General features: G+C 65.2%; 13 protein-coding genes. 4 read left to right on the top strand and 9 right to left on the bottom strand.

Annotated features, from left to right (window positions below; translation table 11 throughout):
• The first annotated feature begins 114 nt into the window (after positions 1-114).
• A complete protein-coding gene (hfq, locus tag ACN0V4_RS11215) occupies positions 115-354 on the top strand; it encodes an RNA chaperone Hfq (RefSeq protein ID WP_008204623.1) in 240 nt (79 codons plus the stop codon).
• Positions 354-1,625 carry a GTPase HflX gene (hflX, locus tag ACN0V4_RS11210; protein WP_417676067.1) on the top strand — a complete coding sequence of 424 codons (1,272 nt, stop codon included), beginning with the start codon at positions 354-356 and terminating at the stop codon, positions 1,623-1,625. The genes hfq and hflX overlap by 1 nt, the downstream gene beginning before the upstream one ends.
• Before the next feature lie 30 nt (positions 1,626-1,655).
• Here hflX and ACN0V4_RS11205 read toward each other — a convergent pair whose 3' ends face one another.
• The 4 genes from ACN0V4_RS11205 to hemB form a co-directional block, all read right to left on the bottom strand.
• Positions 1,656-4,130, bottom strand: coding sequence for a penicillin acylase family protein (locus ACN0V4_RS11205; RefSeq protein ID WP_417676065.1), 2,475 nt, complete (start codon positions 4,128-4,130; stop codon positions 1,656-1,658).
• A gap of 134 nt (positions 4,131-4,264) precedes the next feature.
• Positions 4,265-4,840 carry a YSC84-related protein gene (locus tag ACN0V4_RS11200; RefSeq protein WP_417676063.1) on the bottom strand — a complete coding sequence of 192 codons (576 nt, stop codon included), beginning with the start codon at positions 4,838-4,840 and terminating at the stop codon, positions 4,265-4,267.
• Positions 4,841-5,582: 742 nt separating this feature from the next.
• A complete protein-coding gene (locus ACN0V4_RS11195; RefSeq protein ID WP_417676061.1) occupies positions 5,583-7,154 on the bottom strand; it encodes a M10 family metallopeptidase in 1,572 nt (523 codons plus the stop codon).
• A 53-nt stretch (positions 7,155-7,207) separates the two neighbouring features.
• Entirely contained in the window at positions 7,208-8,206 is a 999-nt protein-coding gene (gene hemB / locus ACN0V4_RS11190; RefSeq protein ID WP_417676059.1) for a porphobilinogen synthase, read from the bottom strand.
• Positions 8,207-8,322: 116 nt separating this feature from the next.
• Between hemB and ACN0V4_RS11185 the strand changes: the two genes are divergently transcribed.
• Positions 8,323-8,847: a component of SufBCD complex gene (locus ACN0V4_RS11185; RefSeq protein ID WP_417676057.1), complete on the top strand. Its 525-nt coding sequence runs from the start codon at positions 8,323-8,325 to the stop codon at positions 8,845-8,847.
• Between the two features lie 23 nt (positions 8,848-8,870).
• Entirely contained in the window at positions 8,871-12,335 is a 3,465-nt protein-coding gene (mfd, locus tag ACN0V4_RS11180; protein WP_417676055.1) for a transcription-repair coupling factor, read from the top strand.
• Between the two features lie 77 nt (positions 12,336-12,412).
• Here mfd and ACN0V4_RS11175 read toward each other — a convergent pair whose 3' ends face one another.
• From ACN0V4_RS11175 to fdhF, 5 genes are all read right to left on the bottom strand, one after another.
• On the bottom strand, positions 12,413-13,297 hold the full coding sequence (locus ACN0V4_RS11175) for an alpha/beta hydrolase (protein WP_417676053.1): 885 nt from the start codon (positions 13,295-13,297) through the stop codon (positions 12,413-12,415).
• An 89-nt stretch (positions 13,298-13,386) separates the two neighbouring features.
• Entirely contained in the window at positions 13,387-13,809 is a 423-nt protein-coding gene (locus ACN0V4_RS11170; protein ID WP_417676051.1) for a PaaI family thioesterase, read from the bottom strand.
• A 223-nt stretch (positions 13,810-14,032) separates the two neighbouring features.
• A complete protein-coding gene (locus ACN0V4_RS11165) occupies positions 14,033-14,257 on the bottom strand; it encodes a formate dehydrogenase subunit delta (protein ID WP_417676049.1) in 225 nt (74 codons plus the stop codon).
• A complete protein-coding gene (fdhD, locus tag ACN0V4_RS11160; protein WP_417676047.1) occupies positions 14,247-15,065 on the bottom strand; it encodes a formate dehydrogenase accessory sulfurtransferase FdhD in 819 nt (272 codons plus the stop codon). The genes ACN0V4_RS11165 and fdhD overlap by 11 nt, the downstream gene beginning before the upstream one ends.
• Positions 15,066-15,069: 4 nt before the next feature.
• Positions 15,070-17,964: a formate dehydrogenase subunit alpha gene (fdhF, locus tag ACN0V4_RS11155; protein ID WP_417676045.1), complete on the bottom strand. Its 2,895-nt coding sequence runs from the start codon at positions 17,962-17,964 to the stop codon at positions 15,070-15,072.
• Between the last annotated feature and the right edge of the window lie 16 nt (positions 17,965-17,980).

The raw sequence follows: 17,980 nt of genomic DNA, 5'->3' as shown, positions 1-17,980 counted from the left end.
GTGAAAGGATATGTTTTTTCGGGTGGAATCTCCCCTCACCTCAATCCATACTTGTGGGCGAGCGGCGCGTTGGTCCGCAGCGCGTTACAAGAATAAAGCGAGATATAAGAAGAAATGGCTTCGGACAGACAGAACCTGCAGGACGCGTTCCTGAATCACGTCAGAAAAACCAAGGTTCCGGTGACGATCTTTCTGATCAACGGGGTGAAACTGCAGGGTGTGATCACCTGGTTTGACAACTTTTGTGTGCTGCTCCGCCGGGACGGCCAATCGCAGCTTGTTTACAAGCATGCGATTTCGACCATCATGCCGGCCCAGCCGATCAGCCTTTATGAGGGCGAAGACGCCTCTTGATGGAACATGGTGAGGATGTCACCCGCGCCTGGGTGCTGCATCCCGAAATAAAATCCGACGCAGACCGCCGGGATCCCGGTCCGGCGCTAGAGGAAGCCGTGGCTTTGGCCGCGGCTTTGCCGGGTCTTGAGGTCGCGGGATCGGAAATCGTGCGCCTGCCGCGGCCGCAGCCCGGCTATCTCTTCGGGTCGGGCAAGATCGAAGAGCTTGGCGAGCGCTTCAAGGCGAATGAAGTGGAGCTTGTGCTGATCGACGGCCCGGTGACCCCGGTGCAGCAGCGCAATCTGGAAAAGGCGTGGAAGGTCAAGATCCTCGACCGCACCGGGCTGATCCTCGAGATCTTCTCGGATCGCGCCCGCACGCGCGAGGGCGTGTTGCAGGTCGAAATGGCGGCGCTCAGCTATCAGCGCACCCGGCTGGTCCGGGCCTGGACCCACTTGGAACGGCAACGCGGCGGGCTTGGTTTTGTCGGTGGTCCCGGTGAAACCCAGATCGAGGCCGACCGCCGCGCGATCGATGAACAGCTTGTCCGGCTGCGCCGCCAGCTCGACAAGGTGGTCAAGACGCGGGAATTGCACCGCAAGGCGCGGGCCAAGGTGCCCTATCCGATCGTGGCGCTGGTCGGCTATACCAACGCCGGCAAGTCGACGCTGTTCAACCGGCTCACCGGGGCGGATGTGATGGCGAAGGACATGCTTTTCGCCACGCTCGATCCGACCATGCGGCGGGTGGAGCTGCCCGACGGGCCCGAGATCATCCTGTCGGATACGGTGGGTTTCATCTCGGATCTGCCGACCGAGCTGGTCGCCTCCTTCCGCGCCACGCTGGAAGAGGTTCTCGCCGCCGATCTGATCGTCCATGTCCGCGATATCTCGCACGCGGGGACCGAGGAGCAGGCGCGCGATGTGGAAACCATCCTCGCCTCGCTCGGCGTCGATGACAGCCGGGCGCAGATCGAGGTCTGGAACAAGATCGACCTTCTGCCGCCCGAGGCGCATGACGCGATGGTGTCCCGCGCCGCGCGCAGCCCGGACATCTTTGCGATTTCGGCCGTTACCGGCGAGGGGCTTGATCTGCTGCTTGAGGCGATCGCCGAAAAGCTGCAGGGCGTGCGCTATGAGGCGGTGCTGCTCTTGCCCTTCTCTGAAGGGCGCAAGCGCGCCTGGCTCTTCGCGCAGGATATCGTGACCGAGGAACGCCAGACCGAAGAGGGGTTCGAGCTGACGGTGCTCTGGACCCCGAAGCAGGAAGCTCAATACGCCGCGCTCTGAAGCGCGGCGTATTGCCCGACCGTCATTTTCCTAATCTTTCGTGTCTTCCGGGATCAGATGGGTGATCCCCACCGCCGCCGCGCGGGCCAGATTCACGTCCAGTGACATCGGAATGTATTCCCCCCGCCGCCAGAGCTGCGCCATGTCGTCGTAATAACGCGACAGGAAATGCCCCGACTGGCCGGTCGAGATGATGAAGACCGAACTGTCGGGATCGGCCAGATCATAGACCCCGCGATAGCCGGCGCCATGCACGTTCAGGAAGGGATCAGGATCCTCGCCCGAGGTCCGGCCCCGCTCCAGCGTATTGTCGCCGCCGCTGGTCGATTGCCGGATATTGACGAAGTACCGCAGGATCGGCACCTCGCCCAGCACCGGATGATCATGGGTGGCCTGATGGGCGTCGCCCCAGCGCAGGCTTTCCAGCGCGGTGCCGTATTTCTCGCCGATCCAGACCAGCGCGTCATCCAGCGCGAGGCGGGCCATGTCGGTGCAGGTCTCCTTCGGCGCGCTCTGGCGCACGTCGCACCAGACAGCGGCGCCGTCGATGTTGCGATAGACCCGTTCGATGAAGATCGGATCCACATGCTTGAACTGCGCCGCCAACGGCCCAAGCTCGTCCTCGATCAGCCGCTTTTGCAGCGCGCGCAGCCAGGCGGCATAGATCAGCGGTTCGGGCATGTGTTCGTTCATCTCGCCGTTCCAGTCCGCCAGCATCTGCAGGGCGATCTGGCGCTGGCGTTCGGGGGTGCCCTTGGGTGCCGCCTCGCCGGTGAACCACAGATCCGCCCCGATCAGCGGCAGCAGCGACCGCGCCGTGAAGCTGACGGTATCGAGCTGCGCCTCGATGAAGCTTTCGCGGGTATGGACCTGGCGCGCCTGCATCAGCCGTTCCCAGCGGTTGATCCGCTGGGTGTCGCCCCAGAGGAAGGAGACATGGTTGGGGAAGGGCCGGTCGACGATCTTGTTGTTGGTATTGCCCAGGATGCCGCCCTTGGGGCTGACGAATTCCGGGTTCAAGGTATAGGGCAGGCGGCCCTGCCAGCGGTTTTCCACCCGCCAGCCCTGAGACGGCAGCCGGCCCTGGCTCTGGTTGCGGGGATCGCGGCTGGGCATGGCGCCCACCGTCTTCATCGCGATGGTCTCGCGGTCGATCAGCATCAGGTTCTGCGACGGTGCGATGAACTTCTCGCCGGCGGCGATCGCCTCGTGCACGTTGCTCGACCGCATCAGCTCCATCGCCGCGGTCATCGTAGTATCGGCGGGGTCGAGCGCGGTCCAGCCGAGCGCCGCGACATGACCCGGCGGGGTGATGCTGTCGAGGTGATAGTGGCTGCCGGGCAGCACCGGGCCGTTCTCGGTCCAGCGGAGCGTCAGGGTGATCGGCGGCGCGTCCTTGATCTGGATGATCGAGGGGCGGCTTTCAAAGGGCTTGTAGCCGTCGGGGGTCAGATATTCCTCCGGGTTGTCGGGGTTCAGACGTTCGATGAAGACGTCCTGATCGTCGAGATAGGAGGAGGTGATGCCCCAGCCCAACTGTCGGCTGCGGCCCGAGAGGACGGCGGGGATGCCGGGAATGGTGGCGCCGATCACCCCGCCCGATTGCAATTCGATGCGGGCCAGATACCAGACCGAGGGAGCGGTGAAGCCCAGATGCGGATCGTTGGCCAGCAGCGTCCCACCCGAGGCCGAGCGCGACGGGGCCGCCGCCCAGGCGTTCGACGCCCCGGCCAACCCGCGTTCGGGGAAGGGCGACAGCGGGTCCTGTGGCATTGGCGTGCCGGCGGCATAGCGCGGCAGCCCGGGGAACAGCTGGGCATATTCCGGCAGGGCGGCAATGCCGGAGCCGGGGGCGTCGGGCATGATATCCTTGAGCCGGTCGTTATCGTGCAGCATCAAGGAGGTTCGCGCGCGCAGCACCTCGTCTTCCAGATGACCGCTCAGCTGCAGCGCCATCAGCTTGATCAGCGCGATGGAATCCGCCGGTTGCCAGGGGGCGATGGGGGCGTTGAACAGGAACATCTCCGGCGCGCCGCGCCCCAGCGCCTCGTCGTTGATCTCGGCCAGGCGGGCGTTGACGCCGGCGGCATAGGCCCTGAGCGCGGCCTTGGTGTAATCGTCCTGCGCCTCGAAGGAGCTTTGCGCCAGGCGATAGAGATCAAGCCGCCGCAGCAGCCGGTCGATCCTCAGCGTGCGTTGGCCGAAGACCTCGGACAGGCGGCCCTGCACGGTGCGGCGCAGGGTGGTCATCTGCCACAGCCGGTCCTGGGCATGGGCATAGCCCAGTCCAAAGAAGACATCCGGATCGTCGGGGGCGAAGATATGCGGAACGTTGGCGTTGTCGCGGATGATCTCGACCGGCGCGGTCAGGCCAGCGACCTTCTGGGTCTGGTTGTAATCCGGCAGCGATTGGCCGGCCAGGAAATAGACCAGCCCGATGCCCAGAACCACCAGTACGACCAGCCCTGCCGCGATCCGCAACAGCCAGCGAAAAACCTGTCCCATCAATGTCCCCGTATCCTGCCCCGTCCCGGGTGCTTGTGCCCGCTCGCAGGTGTCACGCCTGTCGCGCGTCGCCCTGTGCCTGCGGCGCAGATTAGGCGATCCCGGGCGTCAGGGAAAGCCGCCGGGCCGAGGGATCAGGGGATGATACGGGTGTATTTCATGCCCTTGAGCGTGGCACCGATCAGCAGCCCGGCCTGACCGAAGACCGCGGCCAGGATCGGCGAGCGCAGGGTATTGGTATCGGTCGAGACCGAGTCGCCCTCGTCGCGGAAGACATAGGCCATGTCGGCACCCGCGGCCCAGCCCGAGGAGCGGCGGAAATCGATCAGCGCATCCTGGGTCATGAAGAACAGCACATGGGCGTATTGCTGCGCCCCGATCTGCAGACCGGCGGTGCCCTTGACGGCGGAATAGTAATCCACCGTCACCCCGTTCACTCTCAGCGCGCCACGGCCATAGCCGCCGCCCAGACCCAGGCCCGCCTCGGTCATCAGCGGCATCACCAACATGCCGGTCGATTTCTCGGCCAGGGTGACGGTATTGGGGTAGAGCATGTACATCTTGTTCAGCGTGGCATCCACGCGCGCGTCGATCTGGGCTGCGTTGTTAGAGCCGACCCCATTGCCGCAGGCCGCCGTTGCGCCCAGTGCCACCAGGGCTGTCAGGGTGAAACCACGTCGGGTAAGACGGGAAGAAGCTGCTTTATCCATCGTTTTGCCTGTCTCTGTCGCTGCGCTGGCCGTTATTCCGGCCTTGAAGAACTTTATAGGGCGACCGGGCGACCCTGTCACCCGACAAGCGGCACAACGGGCGGGTTCTTGCCCCGATGGCGGGCAAAAACCCGGATTCTATGGGGTTTCGGGCTCGATCACAGCAGGAAATCCGGCTCAGTCAAATGGGTGACATCGCTGATCACGATGCGGAAGTCGGCACGACCGTCGCCATCGGCGTCCAGCAGCACCTCGACCCCGGATTGGTGGATTTGGGGGATCAGGCTGGGCCGAGGCCATCGAAGGTGCCGTCTTCGCGGAACTCGATCGGCCGGTCGGTCAATTCGGAGAGGTCGCGCCCTTTGACGCCGTTGCCCTCGTGCCCATGGGCCGGTCATGCCGACGCTTCTGATGGATTTACCGGTGCCACTCATGATCATGCCCCAAATGGTCAGGCGAGGCCGGTGAATTGATGATGGGAAAGGGCGCGGCCTTCCCTCTGCGGGGGGTGCACGCCGCTGCCATGGGCCTGTCGCGGCGACGCGGCAGACCTTGCGTTTTGGAAATTTCGGATTGAGGGCGGGCTGGCACGGGCCAGGCCGCCAGATGATGTTTAGATGAACTGCGTCACGGCGATAGAGGCACCAAAAGAATCGGAAGATGGCCCGCGAATATATCGGGGCCCCCTTCTGTCGATCATTTTTTGAGACATTGGTCTCATGAAGTTCCGGGTCTGACGGGGTCAGAGCAGAAAGTCTGCAGTTGCTAGTGCGGTGACATCGCGCAGGATGAGGCTGAAGTCGGCTTTGCCGTCGCCGTCGAGGTCGGCAAGCACCCGCAAGTCGCCGCCAGCGAGAGCCCGGGTGGTCACGCTCGGCCCGTCGCCCGAGAGGATACCGTCGAAGCTCAAGTCAACCGGGCCCGAGACCAACGCCCTGAGGTCGAGCATATCGGTTCCGCTGGTGAAATCGCGGATCACATCGGCCTTGCCGCCGGGCTTGCTGTCGCTCGCGGCGGTGAAGCGGAAGCTGTCGGCACCGGCACCGCCCCATAGCACATCGCGCCCGCCTTGGCCCTCGATGACGTCATCGCCGGCGCCGCCCTTGATTACATCCGCCCCGGTGCCGCCCTGCAGCCGATCCTTGCCGCCTGCGCCCAGAAGCGTGTCATTGCCGGCCTGACCCAGCAGGACATCGCGGCCGGCTCCGCCCGACAGGCGGTCCGCCCCCGTTGCGCCCAGCAGACGGTCGGCCCCGTCGCCCCCCGACAGCCGGTTGTCGGCCGCATTGCCGCTGATCCGGTCGTTGCCGCCGCCGCCGATGGCGTTTTCGATCAGCGATCGCGGATCGTCCTGAAAGAGCAGCGCGTTGAAGATATTGCCGCGCGCCACATGGCCGTCGCCCAGCTTGGCAAGCTGAGCCGTGCTGAAGACCGAATGGCCTCCCGGGGCGAGATCAATGCGCAGATCGCTCCGATAGGCGCTGAGATCATAGGTATCAACGCCCCCGCCGTCCCAGATCGTCGCGAAAATGCGATTGCCGCCGGGGCTGATCCCGGCCTCGCCATCGATCAGCGTCACGCCGCTGCCCGGGGTCCAGCGATAGACGGTATCGCCGCTGTTGGTGGCGTAATCTGCGCCGTAGAGATATTGCAGCGCGGCAATATCGAGCATCATCCAGCTTTGCGCGTAACCATAGGTTTCGTTGTAATATCCCGCGGTGGGCGAGGCGCCGACATAGGCGCGATAGGTCATCACCGAGAATTCCATCGAGTCCCGGTCATAGGGTAGCGCGTCAAAGGCGCCGCTGGCCTGATGTCCGTGTGACAGTCCCAGGGCATGGCCGATCTCGTGGATCACGGTGAGCCAGGCGTAATTCCCGGCGACCGGATTGGTATAGCTGCCCGAGGCGGTCGAGAACCAGACATCACCGCCGGTCTCGTCGGCATAGGGGTAATAGCTCCAGGCGGTGCCGTAAGAATAGGGGTCGGTCGTGGTCTGGGCCAGTCGGATCGTGGCCTCGGCCTGGGAGGTGGCGACGATGGAAAGCTGGGTGAAGCCTTCGACGGCAAAGGCGTCGGCCGCGGTTCCCTGCGCGTCGAGTGCGAAGGCCGCAGCCGTGGCCATCGCCGGGGTCGCGGCACGAAAGCCGGTGGGCTCGCCAGCGCCGCCGCTGTAATCGCCATAAACGTCGGCGCTGGAGGGGATGCCATAGCTGATCTCGCTTTGCCCCCAGACGGTGGACTGCAGGATCCCGTCGATCAGATCATTGCCCGACGGGACGATCGACCGGATGGAGGTTTCGATACCGCTCATGCGGAGGCTCCTTCAGAAACGTCCGGCGACGGGTCTCTGCCGCCGGCATTGGATCAGGCGTTCAGGATACGGGCGGCGGCGGGCGCGAAATAGGTCAGGATCCCATCGCAGCCGGCACGTTTGAAGCACAGAAGGCTTTCCAGCATGATCTTCTCGCCGTCGATCCAGCCGTTCTGGGCGGCGGCCTGGATCATCGCGTATTCGCCCGAGACCTGATACGCGAAGGTGGGCACGCCGAAGGTGTCCTTGGTGCGACGGCAGAGATCCAGATAGGGCTGGCCGGGCTTGATCATCACCATGTCGGCGCCCTCCATCAGATCGCGCTGGATCAACCGCAGCGCCTCGTCCGAATTGCCCGGATCCATCTGATAGGTCTTCTTATCGCCGGTCAGCGCGCCAGAGGCGCCGACCGCATCGCGGAACGGCCCGTAGTAGGAACTGGCGTATTTCGCCGAATAGGACAGGATCATCACCTTCTGATGCCCTCCGGATTCCAGCGCGTCGCGCATCGCCTTGATGCGGCCGTCCATCATGTCGGAGGGCCCGATGATATCTGCGCCGGCCTCGGCCTGGGCCAGGGTCATCTTCACCAGCGCCTCGACCGTGCGGTCGTTGACGATCTCGCCATTCTCGACATAGCCGTCATGGCCGTTGATGTTATAGGGATCAAGCGCCACGTCGGTCATCACCGCCATCTCGGGCACCGCGTCCTTGATCGCCCGGATCGCCCGGTTGGTCAGGTTGTCGGGGTTCCAGGCCTCGGCGCAATCCTCGGTCTTCAGGCTGGCGTCGGTATAGGGGAAGAGGCAGATCGCCGGCACCCCCAGTTCCCAGGCCTCTTTCGCCGCCTTGGCGATCAGATCGACGCTGCGCCGCATCACGCCGGGCATCGAGGCCACGGGTTCTTCGACATTGCTGCCATCGCGCACGAAGACCGGCCAGATCAGGTCGTCGCTGGTCAGCGTGTTCTCGCGCACCAGGGCGCGGATCGCCGGCGACTGGCGGGCACGGCGCGGACGGGCGGCGGGAAAGGGGGCGATGGTCGGTTTCATGGCGCGGACTCCTTGAACAATTGTCCATTGGGTGGCATGGAAAACCTCTGGTCACAAGTATATCTATGGTCACGCCTTTCGAGGCAGGCGGGGCAGAGACAAAAAGGGCGGGGCGATTGGACTGGTACACCACGGTTTCCGAGATGATCGACATGCGGTCCTTCTCGAACCTCTGGTATTGGATCGCCCTGGCGGTCAGTTGGTCCTCGGCCAGCCATTGGGTATTGGGCGTGCCCTATGACACCGTGCTGCGCGCCCGGCGGATCGGCGGCCAGGCCGAACGCGATCTTGAGGATCTGGTGCGGATCAACGTGAACCGGCTGCTCTATATCGTGCGGATCTCGGGGGCCTGGCTGGTGGGGATCGGGTTCTTCCTGCTGACCTGCCTGGCGATCACCGGCTTTCACTATGGGGTGGAATTCTCCCAGTCGCTGTTCCTGCTGGGGTTTCCGATGTCGCTGGTCGCGGTGCTGAGCGCGCGCACGGCCGACCGGATCGCCCGCGAGCGTCCGAGGGGTGAGATGCTGCGCAAGCGGTTGATGTACTGCCGGACCTATACCCAGATGATCGGCATGGCGTCGATCTTCGTCACCGCGCTCTGGGGCATGTATCAAAACCTCTCGCATGGCGTTCTGGGCTGAGAGACAGGCGAAAGGCAAATAAGATGACCGAGGCCGGCCATATCACTGTTGGCGGCGCGCCCGAAGGGTTTGACGCACAACTGATCCTGAAGGAAATCGCCAGGACCGGTACGCCGGTGCTGCATATCGCCCGCGACGACAAGCGGATGGAGGCGATGCGCGCCGCGCTGGCCTTCTTCGACCCGTCGATGCCGGTGATCAGCTTTCCGGGGTGGGATTGCCTGCCCTATGACCGGGTGTCGCCCAATGCCTCGATCTCGGCGGCGCGGATGGCGACGCTGGCGGCGCTGGTGCATCAGATGCCGGCGCAATTCGTGCTGCTGACCACGCTGAACGCCGCCACCCAGCGCATCCCCGCGCGTGAGGTGCTGCGCGAGGCGGCGTTTTCCGCCCGTGTCGGCCAGCGGGTGAACGAGGATCAGCTGCGCGGCTTTCTGGTGCGCATGGGGTTCTCGCAAAGCCCGACGGTGATGGAGCCGGGCGATTACGCCATTCGTGGCGGCATCATCGACATCTATCCGCCGGGGGATGCCGGGCCGGTGCGGCTCGATTTCTTCGGCGATGTGCTGGACGGGGCGCGGCGGTTCGATCCGGCGACGCAGCGGACCACCGAAAAGCTTGATCTGGTGGAATTGGCGCCGGTCTCGGAAGTGATCCTGGACGAGGCGGCGGTGACCCGGTTTCGTCAGAACTATCGGCTGGAATTCGGCGCTGCCGGCACCGATGATCCGCTTTATGAGGCGGTGAGCGCCGGGCGCAAGCATCAGGGCATCGAACATTGGCTGCCGTTCTTCCATGACCGGCTGGAAACGCTGTTCGACTATCTTCCCGGCGCCACCGTCACGCTGGACGATCAGGTGACGCCGTCGCGGCTGGCGCGCTGGGACAGCATCGCCGATCAGTACGAGACGCGGCGGCTGGCGATGGCGTCGAAATCGCGGATCGACACCGTTTATAAGCCGGTGCCGCCGGGGCTGCTGTTCCTCGACGACGCCATGTGGGAAACCGAGGTCGCCGGCCGCCGGGTGATGCAGTTCCACCCGCTGCCGCAGGCCCTCGGCCCCGGGGTGATTGATGCCGGTGGCCGGATCGGTCGCAATTTCGCGCCGGAACGCCAACAGGAAAGCATAAGTCTTTTCGGATCATTGGCGTCTCATATTAAAGCGAAACTTCAAAAGGGGCCGGTGCTGGTCGCCTCCTATTCGGAAGGCGCGCGCGAGCGGCTTTCCGGGCTGATCGAGGACGAGGGCCTGGCCGAGACCATCGCCATTCCCAATGGCACCCGGATCGGCAAACATGGGCTTTATCTGGCGGTCTGGGCGCTGGAGTCCGGGTTCGAAGCCGGCGGGCTGACGGTGATCGCCGAACAGGACGTGCTGGGCGACCGGCTGATCCGCGCGCCGAAGAAACGCCGCAAGGCAGAGAACTTCCTGACCGAGGCGCAATCGCTCAGCCCCGGCGATCTGGTGGTGCATGTTGATCACGGCATCGGCCGCTACATGGGGCTTGAGGTGATCACCGCCGCCGGTGCCGCCCATGAGTGCCTGCTGCTGGAATATGCCGAAGGATCAAGGCTGTACCTCCCGGTCGAGAATATCGAACTGCTGTCCCGCTATGGCCATGAGGAGGGTCTGCTGGACCGGCTCGGCGGTGGCGCCTGGCAGGCGAAGAAGGCCAAGCTCAAGGAACGCATCCGCGAGATGGCCGATCGGTTGATCCGGGTCGCCGCCGAACGCGCGCTGCGCAAGGCGCCGGTGCTGGAGCCCGAGCATCACGCCTGGGAGGCCTTCTGCGCCCGCTTTCCCTATCAGGAGACCGACGATCAGCTGCGGGCGATTTCCGACGTTCTGGGTGATCTCGACAGCGGCCAGCCGATGGATCGGCTGATCTGCGGCGATGTCGGCTTCGGCAAGACCGAGGTGGCGATGCGCGCCGCCTTCGTCGCGGCCATGTCCGGCGTCCAGGTCGCGGTGATCGCCCCGACGACCCTGTTGGCACGTCAGCATTTTGCCAGCTTTGCCGAGCGCTTCCGCGGCTTTCCTATTGCAGTACATCAACTTTCGCGCTTCGTCAGCAATACCGAGGCGGCGAAAACCCGTGATGGGCTGGCCAAGGGCACGGTCGATATCGTCGTGGGCACCCATGCGCTCTTGGCGAAGGGCATCCAGTTCAAGAACCTCGGTCTCTTGATCATTGACGAGGAACAACATTTCGGCGTCTCGCATAAGGAGCGGCTGAAACAGCTCCGCTCTGACATCCACGTGCTGACACTGACCGCCACGCCGATCCCGCGCACCTTGCAGCTCTCGCTGTCCGGCGTGCGGGATCTGTCGATCATCGGCACCCCGCCGGTCGACCGTCTGGCGATCCGCACCTATGTGTCGGAATTCGACGCCGTCACCATCCGCGAGGCGCTGCTGCGCGAACATTATCGCGGCGGCCAGAGCTTTTATGTGGTGCCGCGGATCTCCGATCTGCCGGAGATCGAGGAGTTCCTGCGCAGCCAATTGCCCGAGCTGACCTTCGTCACCGCCCACGGGCAGATGGCGGCCACCGATCTCGACGACCGGATGAACGCCTTTTATGACGGCAAATACGATGTGCTGCTGGCCACCACCATCGTCGAAAGCGGTCTCGATATCCCGACCGCCAATACCATGGTGATCCACCGTGCCGATATGTTCGGCCTGGCGCAGCTCTATCAGATCCGCGGCCGGGTCGGGCGGTCGAAGACCCGCGCCTATGCCTATCTCACCACGAAACCCCGCACCAAGCTGACCGCCACCGCCGAGAAACGGCTGCGCGTGCTGGGCAGCCTCGACACATTGGGCGCGGGCTTTACCCTCGCCAGCCAGGATCTCGATATCCGCGGCGCCGGCAATCTGTTGGGCGAGGAGCAGTCGGGCCAGATGCGCGACGTGGGCTATGAGCTGTATCAGCAGATGCTGGAGGAGGCGATCGCCAAGATCCGCGCCGGCGAGATGGAGGGGCTCTCCGAGGCCGACGATCAATGGGCGCCGCAGATCAACCTGGGGGTGCCGGTGCTGATCCCCGAGGACTATGTTCCCGATCTCGATGTGCGGCTGGGGCTTTATCGCCGTCTCAGCAACCTCACCACCAAGGTGGAGCTGGAAGGCTTTGCCGCCGAGCTGATCGACCGTTTCGGCAAGCTGCCGAAAGAGGTCAACACGCTGCTTCTGGTGGTGCGGATCAAGGCGATGTGCAAACGCGCCGGCATCGCCAAACTCGACGGTGGGCCGAAGGGGGCGACGATCCAGTTCTACAACGACAAATTCGCCTCGCCCGCCGGGCTGGTGGAATTCGTCCAGGGGCAGAACGGGCTCGCCAAGATCAAGGACAACAAGATCGTGGTGCGGCGCGACTGGCGCAATGACGCCGACAAGATCAAGGGCGCCTTCGCCATCGCCCGCGATCTGGCCGAGAAGGTCGCCGAGGAAAAGAAGCGGAGCAAGGCCGCAAAGGCGTGACATTGGGGGGCGCTGCCCCCGTCACGGCAGGGCCGTGACTCCCCCGCCGTATTTGGCCGAGAAGAAGCGCCGGGGCGTCAGAGCGATGCCTCGCCCGCAAGGATCAGCCCGGCGGCGAAGGCGGGCGATTGCTGCGGGATGAAATGGGTGAATTGCGGCAGCGCCAGATCGTGAGCATGTGGCAGATGCGCCGCGAGGCCCGGATCGGTCGGCGAAAAGCGGAAGTCGCGGAGATCCTCGGGGGTCACCGGTTGCTGCGCGCGGATCACCAGCGCCGGGGTCTGCAGATCCCGCACCGCCTTGTGGGTATCGGCATAGGCCAGGGCGGTCTGATAGATCGAAGCCTCGAAGGCGGGATCGCAGAGCAGGCGGCGGGTGCCATCCGCCGTCTCCTCGGTGCCGAAGCGGCAGTAATCCTCCATCACGCCGGCGTCGAACAGCACATAGGGCGGCTTGGCGCCGAGCTGGTCGCGCATCGCCTCGACCGAGGCAAAGCCGGCGCGGCGGCGGGCGACGGGATGATCTTGCGGCAGGCCTGTGGGGCGGTTCTGCCCCTGGTCATAGAGCTCGGGGCGCATGATCACCGGGTCGATCAGGATCAGCTTGCCGAAAAGGTCGGGCCGGGCGAGCGCGGCGAGCGAGGCGGTGGCGCCGCCCACCGAATGGCCGGCGGCGGTGACCGCCGCGAGGTCCAGAGCATCCAGAAGCCCGGTCAGATCCCGGGCCAGATCGCGCCAGTCGGTGACGGGTGCGCTGTCGCTTTGGCCATGGCCGCGCAGGTCGGGGGCGATGACATGGCGCGCGCCCAGATAGGGCAGCAGCCGATCCCAGCAGCGGCCGTGAAAGCCGGTGGCGTGGATCAGCAGCAGCGTCGGCGCCTGGCCGCGCAGCTCGGCCCCCCATTCGTGCAGGCAAAGCCGGCAGGTGTCGGTGTCGATCATGCGGGTCTGGGGAGCGGTCATCTGGGGTCTTTCCGAAAATCTTTCTTGCCGGCCGGCAGGTTAGGAGGCGTCATGCTTCTCATCAAGCATGACGGCGCGGCGCATGGGCCTCAGTCGCTGAGCCTGGTCAGCCTGAAAACCCCCTGGGCGCGGCTGCAGATATCGCCTGCCGCGTCGGTCAGTTCGGCCTCCATGAAGAAGGTCTTGCCGCCGCCGCCGACCTGGCGCGCTTCGATCATCGCGCGCCCCGGGGTCAGTGCCTTGAGGAATTGGGTGTTCATCGACAGGGTCACGCAGCGCCGGCGCGGCTCGCCCGCGGGCGTATAGGAGGCCGCCATGCCCATGGCGAAATCCAACACCGTCATCGCAGCCCCGCCGTGGGCGATGCCCAGACCGTTCAGGTGTTTGTCCTCGACATCGAAGATCACGCGGGACAGGCCAAGACCCCAGGCGTCGAGCTTGGCTCCGACCAACTGGTTGAATGGGCCGAGGTCCATGGTCGGCATATCGGGGTCCCACATCTGATCGCGCATCTGATTTCCCTGTCGTTGCTTCGCGCTCTCTATAGGATGGCGCGCGCGGCGGTGGGAACCCGGAATGCCGGCCAGATACACCTTTTTCTAGCTGAAAATATCCTGGGGTGAGGGCCGCCAGGCCCGAGGGGCAAAGCCCCTCAAAATCAACACCCGGGGCAAAGCCGCTCAGAAACCAACTCGAGAGGCAAAGCCATTCATCCGGGGGACCGATAGCCGCGCCTCACCCCTGCGCTTCGGGCACCCGGATTTCGGCCATCGCCGCGAGAACCAGCGGATCGAGCCTGTCGCCGCCCGCTGCCGCATGCGCGGCCAGCGCGGCGCGCATGCGCGGATCCCAGAAATCATTGATATGGCCGGCGACCTGTTCGGCCTGGACGCTGCCGGGCTGGGATTTGAAGAAGGTGGCGATCTGGTTCGCCATCATCACCAGTTTGTCAGGCGACATCTGCGGCTCCGGTCTCGATGCGGTGGGGGTGGGCGTAAAGGTCGAAGCCGCCGCCGCGGGCAAAGGCGGCGAGCGTCAGGCCCGTCTCTTCCGCCAGTTCCACCGCCAGGGCGGTGGGGGCGGAAACGGCGATCAGCAGCGGACAGCCGGCCATCACCGTCTTCTGCACCATCTCGACCGACACGCGGGAGGTGATGACAAAGGCGCAGGCCGCGGCATCCTCGCCCTCCCGCGCCAGGGCGCCGATCAGCTTGTCGAGCGCGTTGTGACGGCCGACATCCTCGCGCACGCGGGCGATGGAGCCATCGGCACGCAACTGTCCGGCGGCATGGACCGCGCGGGTGCGATCATGCAGCGGCTGCCAATGGCGCAGCGCCTCGGTGGCGTGGGCGACATGGGCGGCGTCAAGGCGCAGCTCCGAGGCGACGCGCGGCAAGGGCCGGATCGCCTGGTCGATCGAGTCGATGCCACAAAGGCCGCAGCCCACCGGGCCCGCCATGCTGCGCCGGCGCGCCGCGAGGGTCTCGCCATGGCCCCGGCTCAGCCAGAAGCGCGCCTCGATCCCCTTGGGATGATGGGCGATCTCAAGCTCCGCCACCTGGTCGGGGTGGTCGATGAACCCTTCGGTCAGGGCGAAGCCGATGGCGAAATCCTCCAGATCATCGGGGCTCGCCATCATCACCGCCTGGGTGGTGCCGTCGAAGACCATGGCGACCGGCACCTCGGCGGGCAGGGCGCGGGTGATGGCGCGGGCGCCGTCGCGCTGGACCGAAAGGCCGGGGGCCGAGAGGGCGGTCGGGCGGCGCATCGGCTTACTCCGCCGCCGGCAGGATGCGGCGCGCGCGTTCGGCCTGGGCGCTATAGGCCTCCTGCCAGTCGCTCGGCCCGTTCGACGGGCTGACCTGCACCGCCGTCACCTTGAATTCCGGGCAGTTGGTGGCCCAGTCGGAATAATCGGTGGTGATCACATTGGCCTGGGTGTCCGGGTGGTGGAAGGTGGTATAGACCACGCCGGGGCTGACCCGGTCGGTGATCTGCGCCCTGAGCGTGGTCTCGCCCGAGCGCGAGGCGAGCCGGATCCAGTCGCCGTCACGGATGCCGCGCCCCTCGGCATCATGGGGATGGATCTCCAGCACATCCTGATCGTGCCAGACCACATTCTCGGTTCGCCGGGTCTGGGCTCCGACGTTGTACTGGCTGAGGATGCGGCCGGTGGTCAGCAGCAGCGGGAAGCGCGGGCCGGTCTTTTCGTCCGTCGCCACATATTCGGTGATCATGAACCGCCCCTTGCCGCGCACGAAACCGTCGACATGCATCAGCGGCGTGCCCTCGGGGTGCGCCTCGTTGCAGGGCCATTGCACCGATCCCTTTTCGTCGAGCAGATCATAGGTGACGCCGGCGAAGCTGGGGGTGGTGGCCGCGATCTCGGCCATGATCTGGGCGGGGTGGGTATAGTGCCAATCGGCGCCCATGGCGTTGGCAAGACGCTGCGTGACTTCCCAATCGGCATGGCCGGCCTTGGGGGCCATCACCCGGCGCACCCGGTTGATGCGGCGTTCGGCATTGGTGAAGGTGCCGTCTTTCTCAAGGAAGGAGGAGCCCGGCAGGAAGACATGGGCGTAGTTCGCCGTTTCGTTCAGGAACAGGTCATGGACGATGACGCAATCCATCGCGGCGAGGCCGGCGGCCACATGTTTGGTGTCCGGGTCCGATTGCAGGATGTCCTCGCCCTGACAATAGAGGCCCTTGAAACTGCCATCGACGGCGGCATCGAGCATGTTGTTGATCCTGAGCCCGGGCTCTGGGTCGATCTCCACCCCCCAGGCCTCTTCGAAGATGGCGCGCACCTCGGGCAGTTTGACATGGCGATAGCCGGGCAGCTCATGCGGGAAGCTGCCCATGTCGCAGGAGCCTTGCACGTTGTTCTGGCCCCTGAGCGGGTTCACCCCCACGCCGGGCCGGCCCATGTTGCCGGTCAGCATGGCGAGGTTGGCGATGCCCATCACGGTGGTGGAGCCTTGCGAATGTTCCGTCACCCCCAGCCCGTAATAGATCGCCCCATTGCCGCCCTTGGCATAGAGACGCGCTGCGGCGCGCAGCTCTGCCGCCGGCACGCCGGTCAGCATCTCGGTCGCCTCGGGGCTGTGGCGCGGGTCGGAGGCGAATTCCATGTAAAGCTGGAATTCGTCCCAGTCGCAGCGCTCGCGAATGAAGGCCTCGTCATAAAGCCCTTCGGTCACGATCACATGGGCCAGCGCGGTGACCACGGCGACATTGGTGCCGGGGCGCAGTGCCAGGTGATGGGCGGCGCGGATATGCGGCGATTTCACCAGGTCGATGCGGCGCGGGTCGATCACGATCAGCTTGGCGCCCTGACGCAGCCGTTTTTTCAGCCGCGAGCCGAAGACCGGGTGGCCATCGGTCGGGTTGGCGCCGATCACCAGCACCACGTCCGAGGCTGCGATACTGTCGAAATCCTGGGTGCCGGCCGAGGTGCCATAGGTCTGGCCCAGCCCGTAACCGGTGGGCGAATGGCAGACCCGGGCGCAGGTGTCGGTATTGTTGTTCAGAAACACCGCGCGCGCCAGCTTCTGCACCAGATAGGTTTCCTCATTGGTGCAGCGGCTGGAGGTGATCACGCCGATCGAGCGGCGGCCGTATTTCTCCTGAATCCCGCGCATCTTGCTGGCGGCGAAACTCAGCGCCTCGTCCCAGCTCACCTCGCGCCAGGGTTCCTCGATGCTGTCGCGGATCATCGGCGACAGGACGCGGTCGGGGTGGGTGGCATAGCCATAGGCGAAACGGCCCTTGACGCAGCTATGGCCGCGGTTGGCCTTGCCGTGTTTCCAGGGCACCATGCGCACCAGTTGATCGCCCTGCATCTCGGCCTTGAAGGAGCAGCCGACGCCGCAATAGGCGCAGGTGGTGATGACCGATCGGTCGGGCGTGCCCAGTTCGATCACCGATTTCTCTTGCAGTGTCGCGGTCGGGCAGGCCTGCACGCAGGCGCCGCAGCTCACGCAGTCGGAGCTGAGGAAATCGGTACCGCCGGCAGAGACCCGGCTGTCGAAACCGCGCCCCTCGATGGTCAGGGCAAAGGTGCCCTGAACCTCTTCACAGGCGCGGACGCAGCGGTTGCAGACGATGCATTTGCTGGGGTCATAGGTGAAATAGGGGTTGCTGTCGTCCTTGGGCAGCCATTCGGGGTTGGCGGCGCCAGAGGTGTCGCGGGGGGCGAAATGATTGGCGAGCGGGGCGGTTTCGGGCGCCTGATAGCGCACGTCGCGCAGGCCGACCGCGCCGGCCATGTCCTGCAGTTCGCAATCGCCGTTGGCGGCGCAGGTCAGGCAATCAAGCGGGTGGTCGGAGATATAAAGCTCCATCACCCCCTTGCGGATCTTGCGGATCTTGTCGGATTGGGTGTGGACGACCATGCCCGGATGCACCGGCGTGGTGCAGGAGGCGGGCGTGCCGCGCCGCCCCTCGATCTCGACCACGCAGAGCCGGCAGGAGCCGAAGGCATCGAGGCTGTCGGTGGCGCAGAGCTTGGGGATTTGCGTACCGATCTCGGCCGCCGCGCGCATGACCGAGGTGCCCTCGGGCACCGTCACCTCGACCCCGTCGATGGTCAGCGTGACCGGTTTGCCGTGTTTCTCGGGCGTGCCCATGTCGCGGGTATCGTCCCAGGGGATGATGAAGTCTTTCATGCCACGCCTCCAACGG

Origin of the sequence: Pseudodonghicola sp. (genome assembly GCF_048268305.1) — a bacterium.
In the GTDB taxonomy this organism is placed as follows: domain Bacteria; phylum Pseudomonadota; class Alphaproteobacteria; order Rhodobacterales; family Rhodobacteraceae; genus Pseudodonghicola.
Note: the sequence above shows the minus strand (reverse complement) of the source record. Positions and strands in the feature narration are given on the sequence as shown.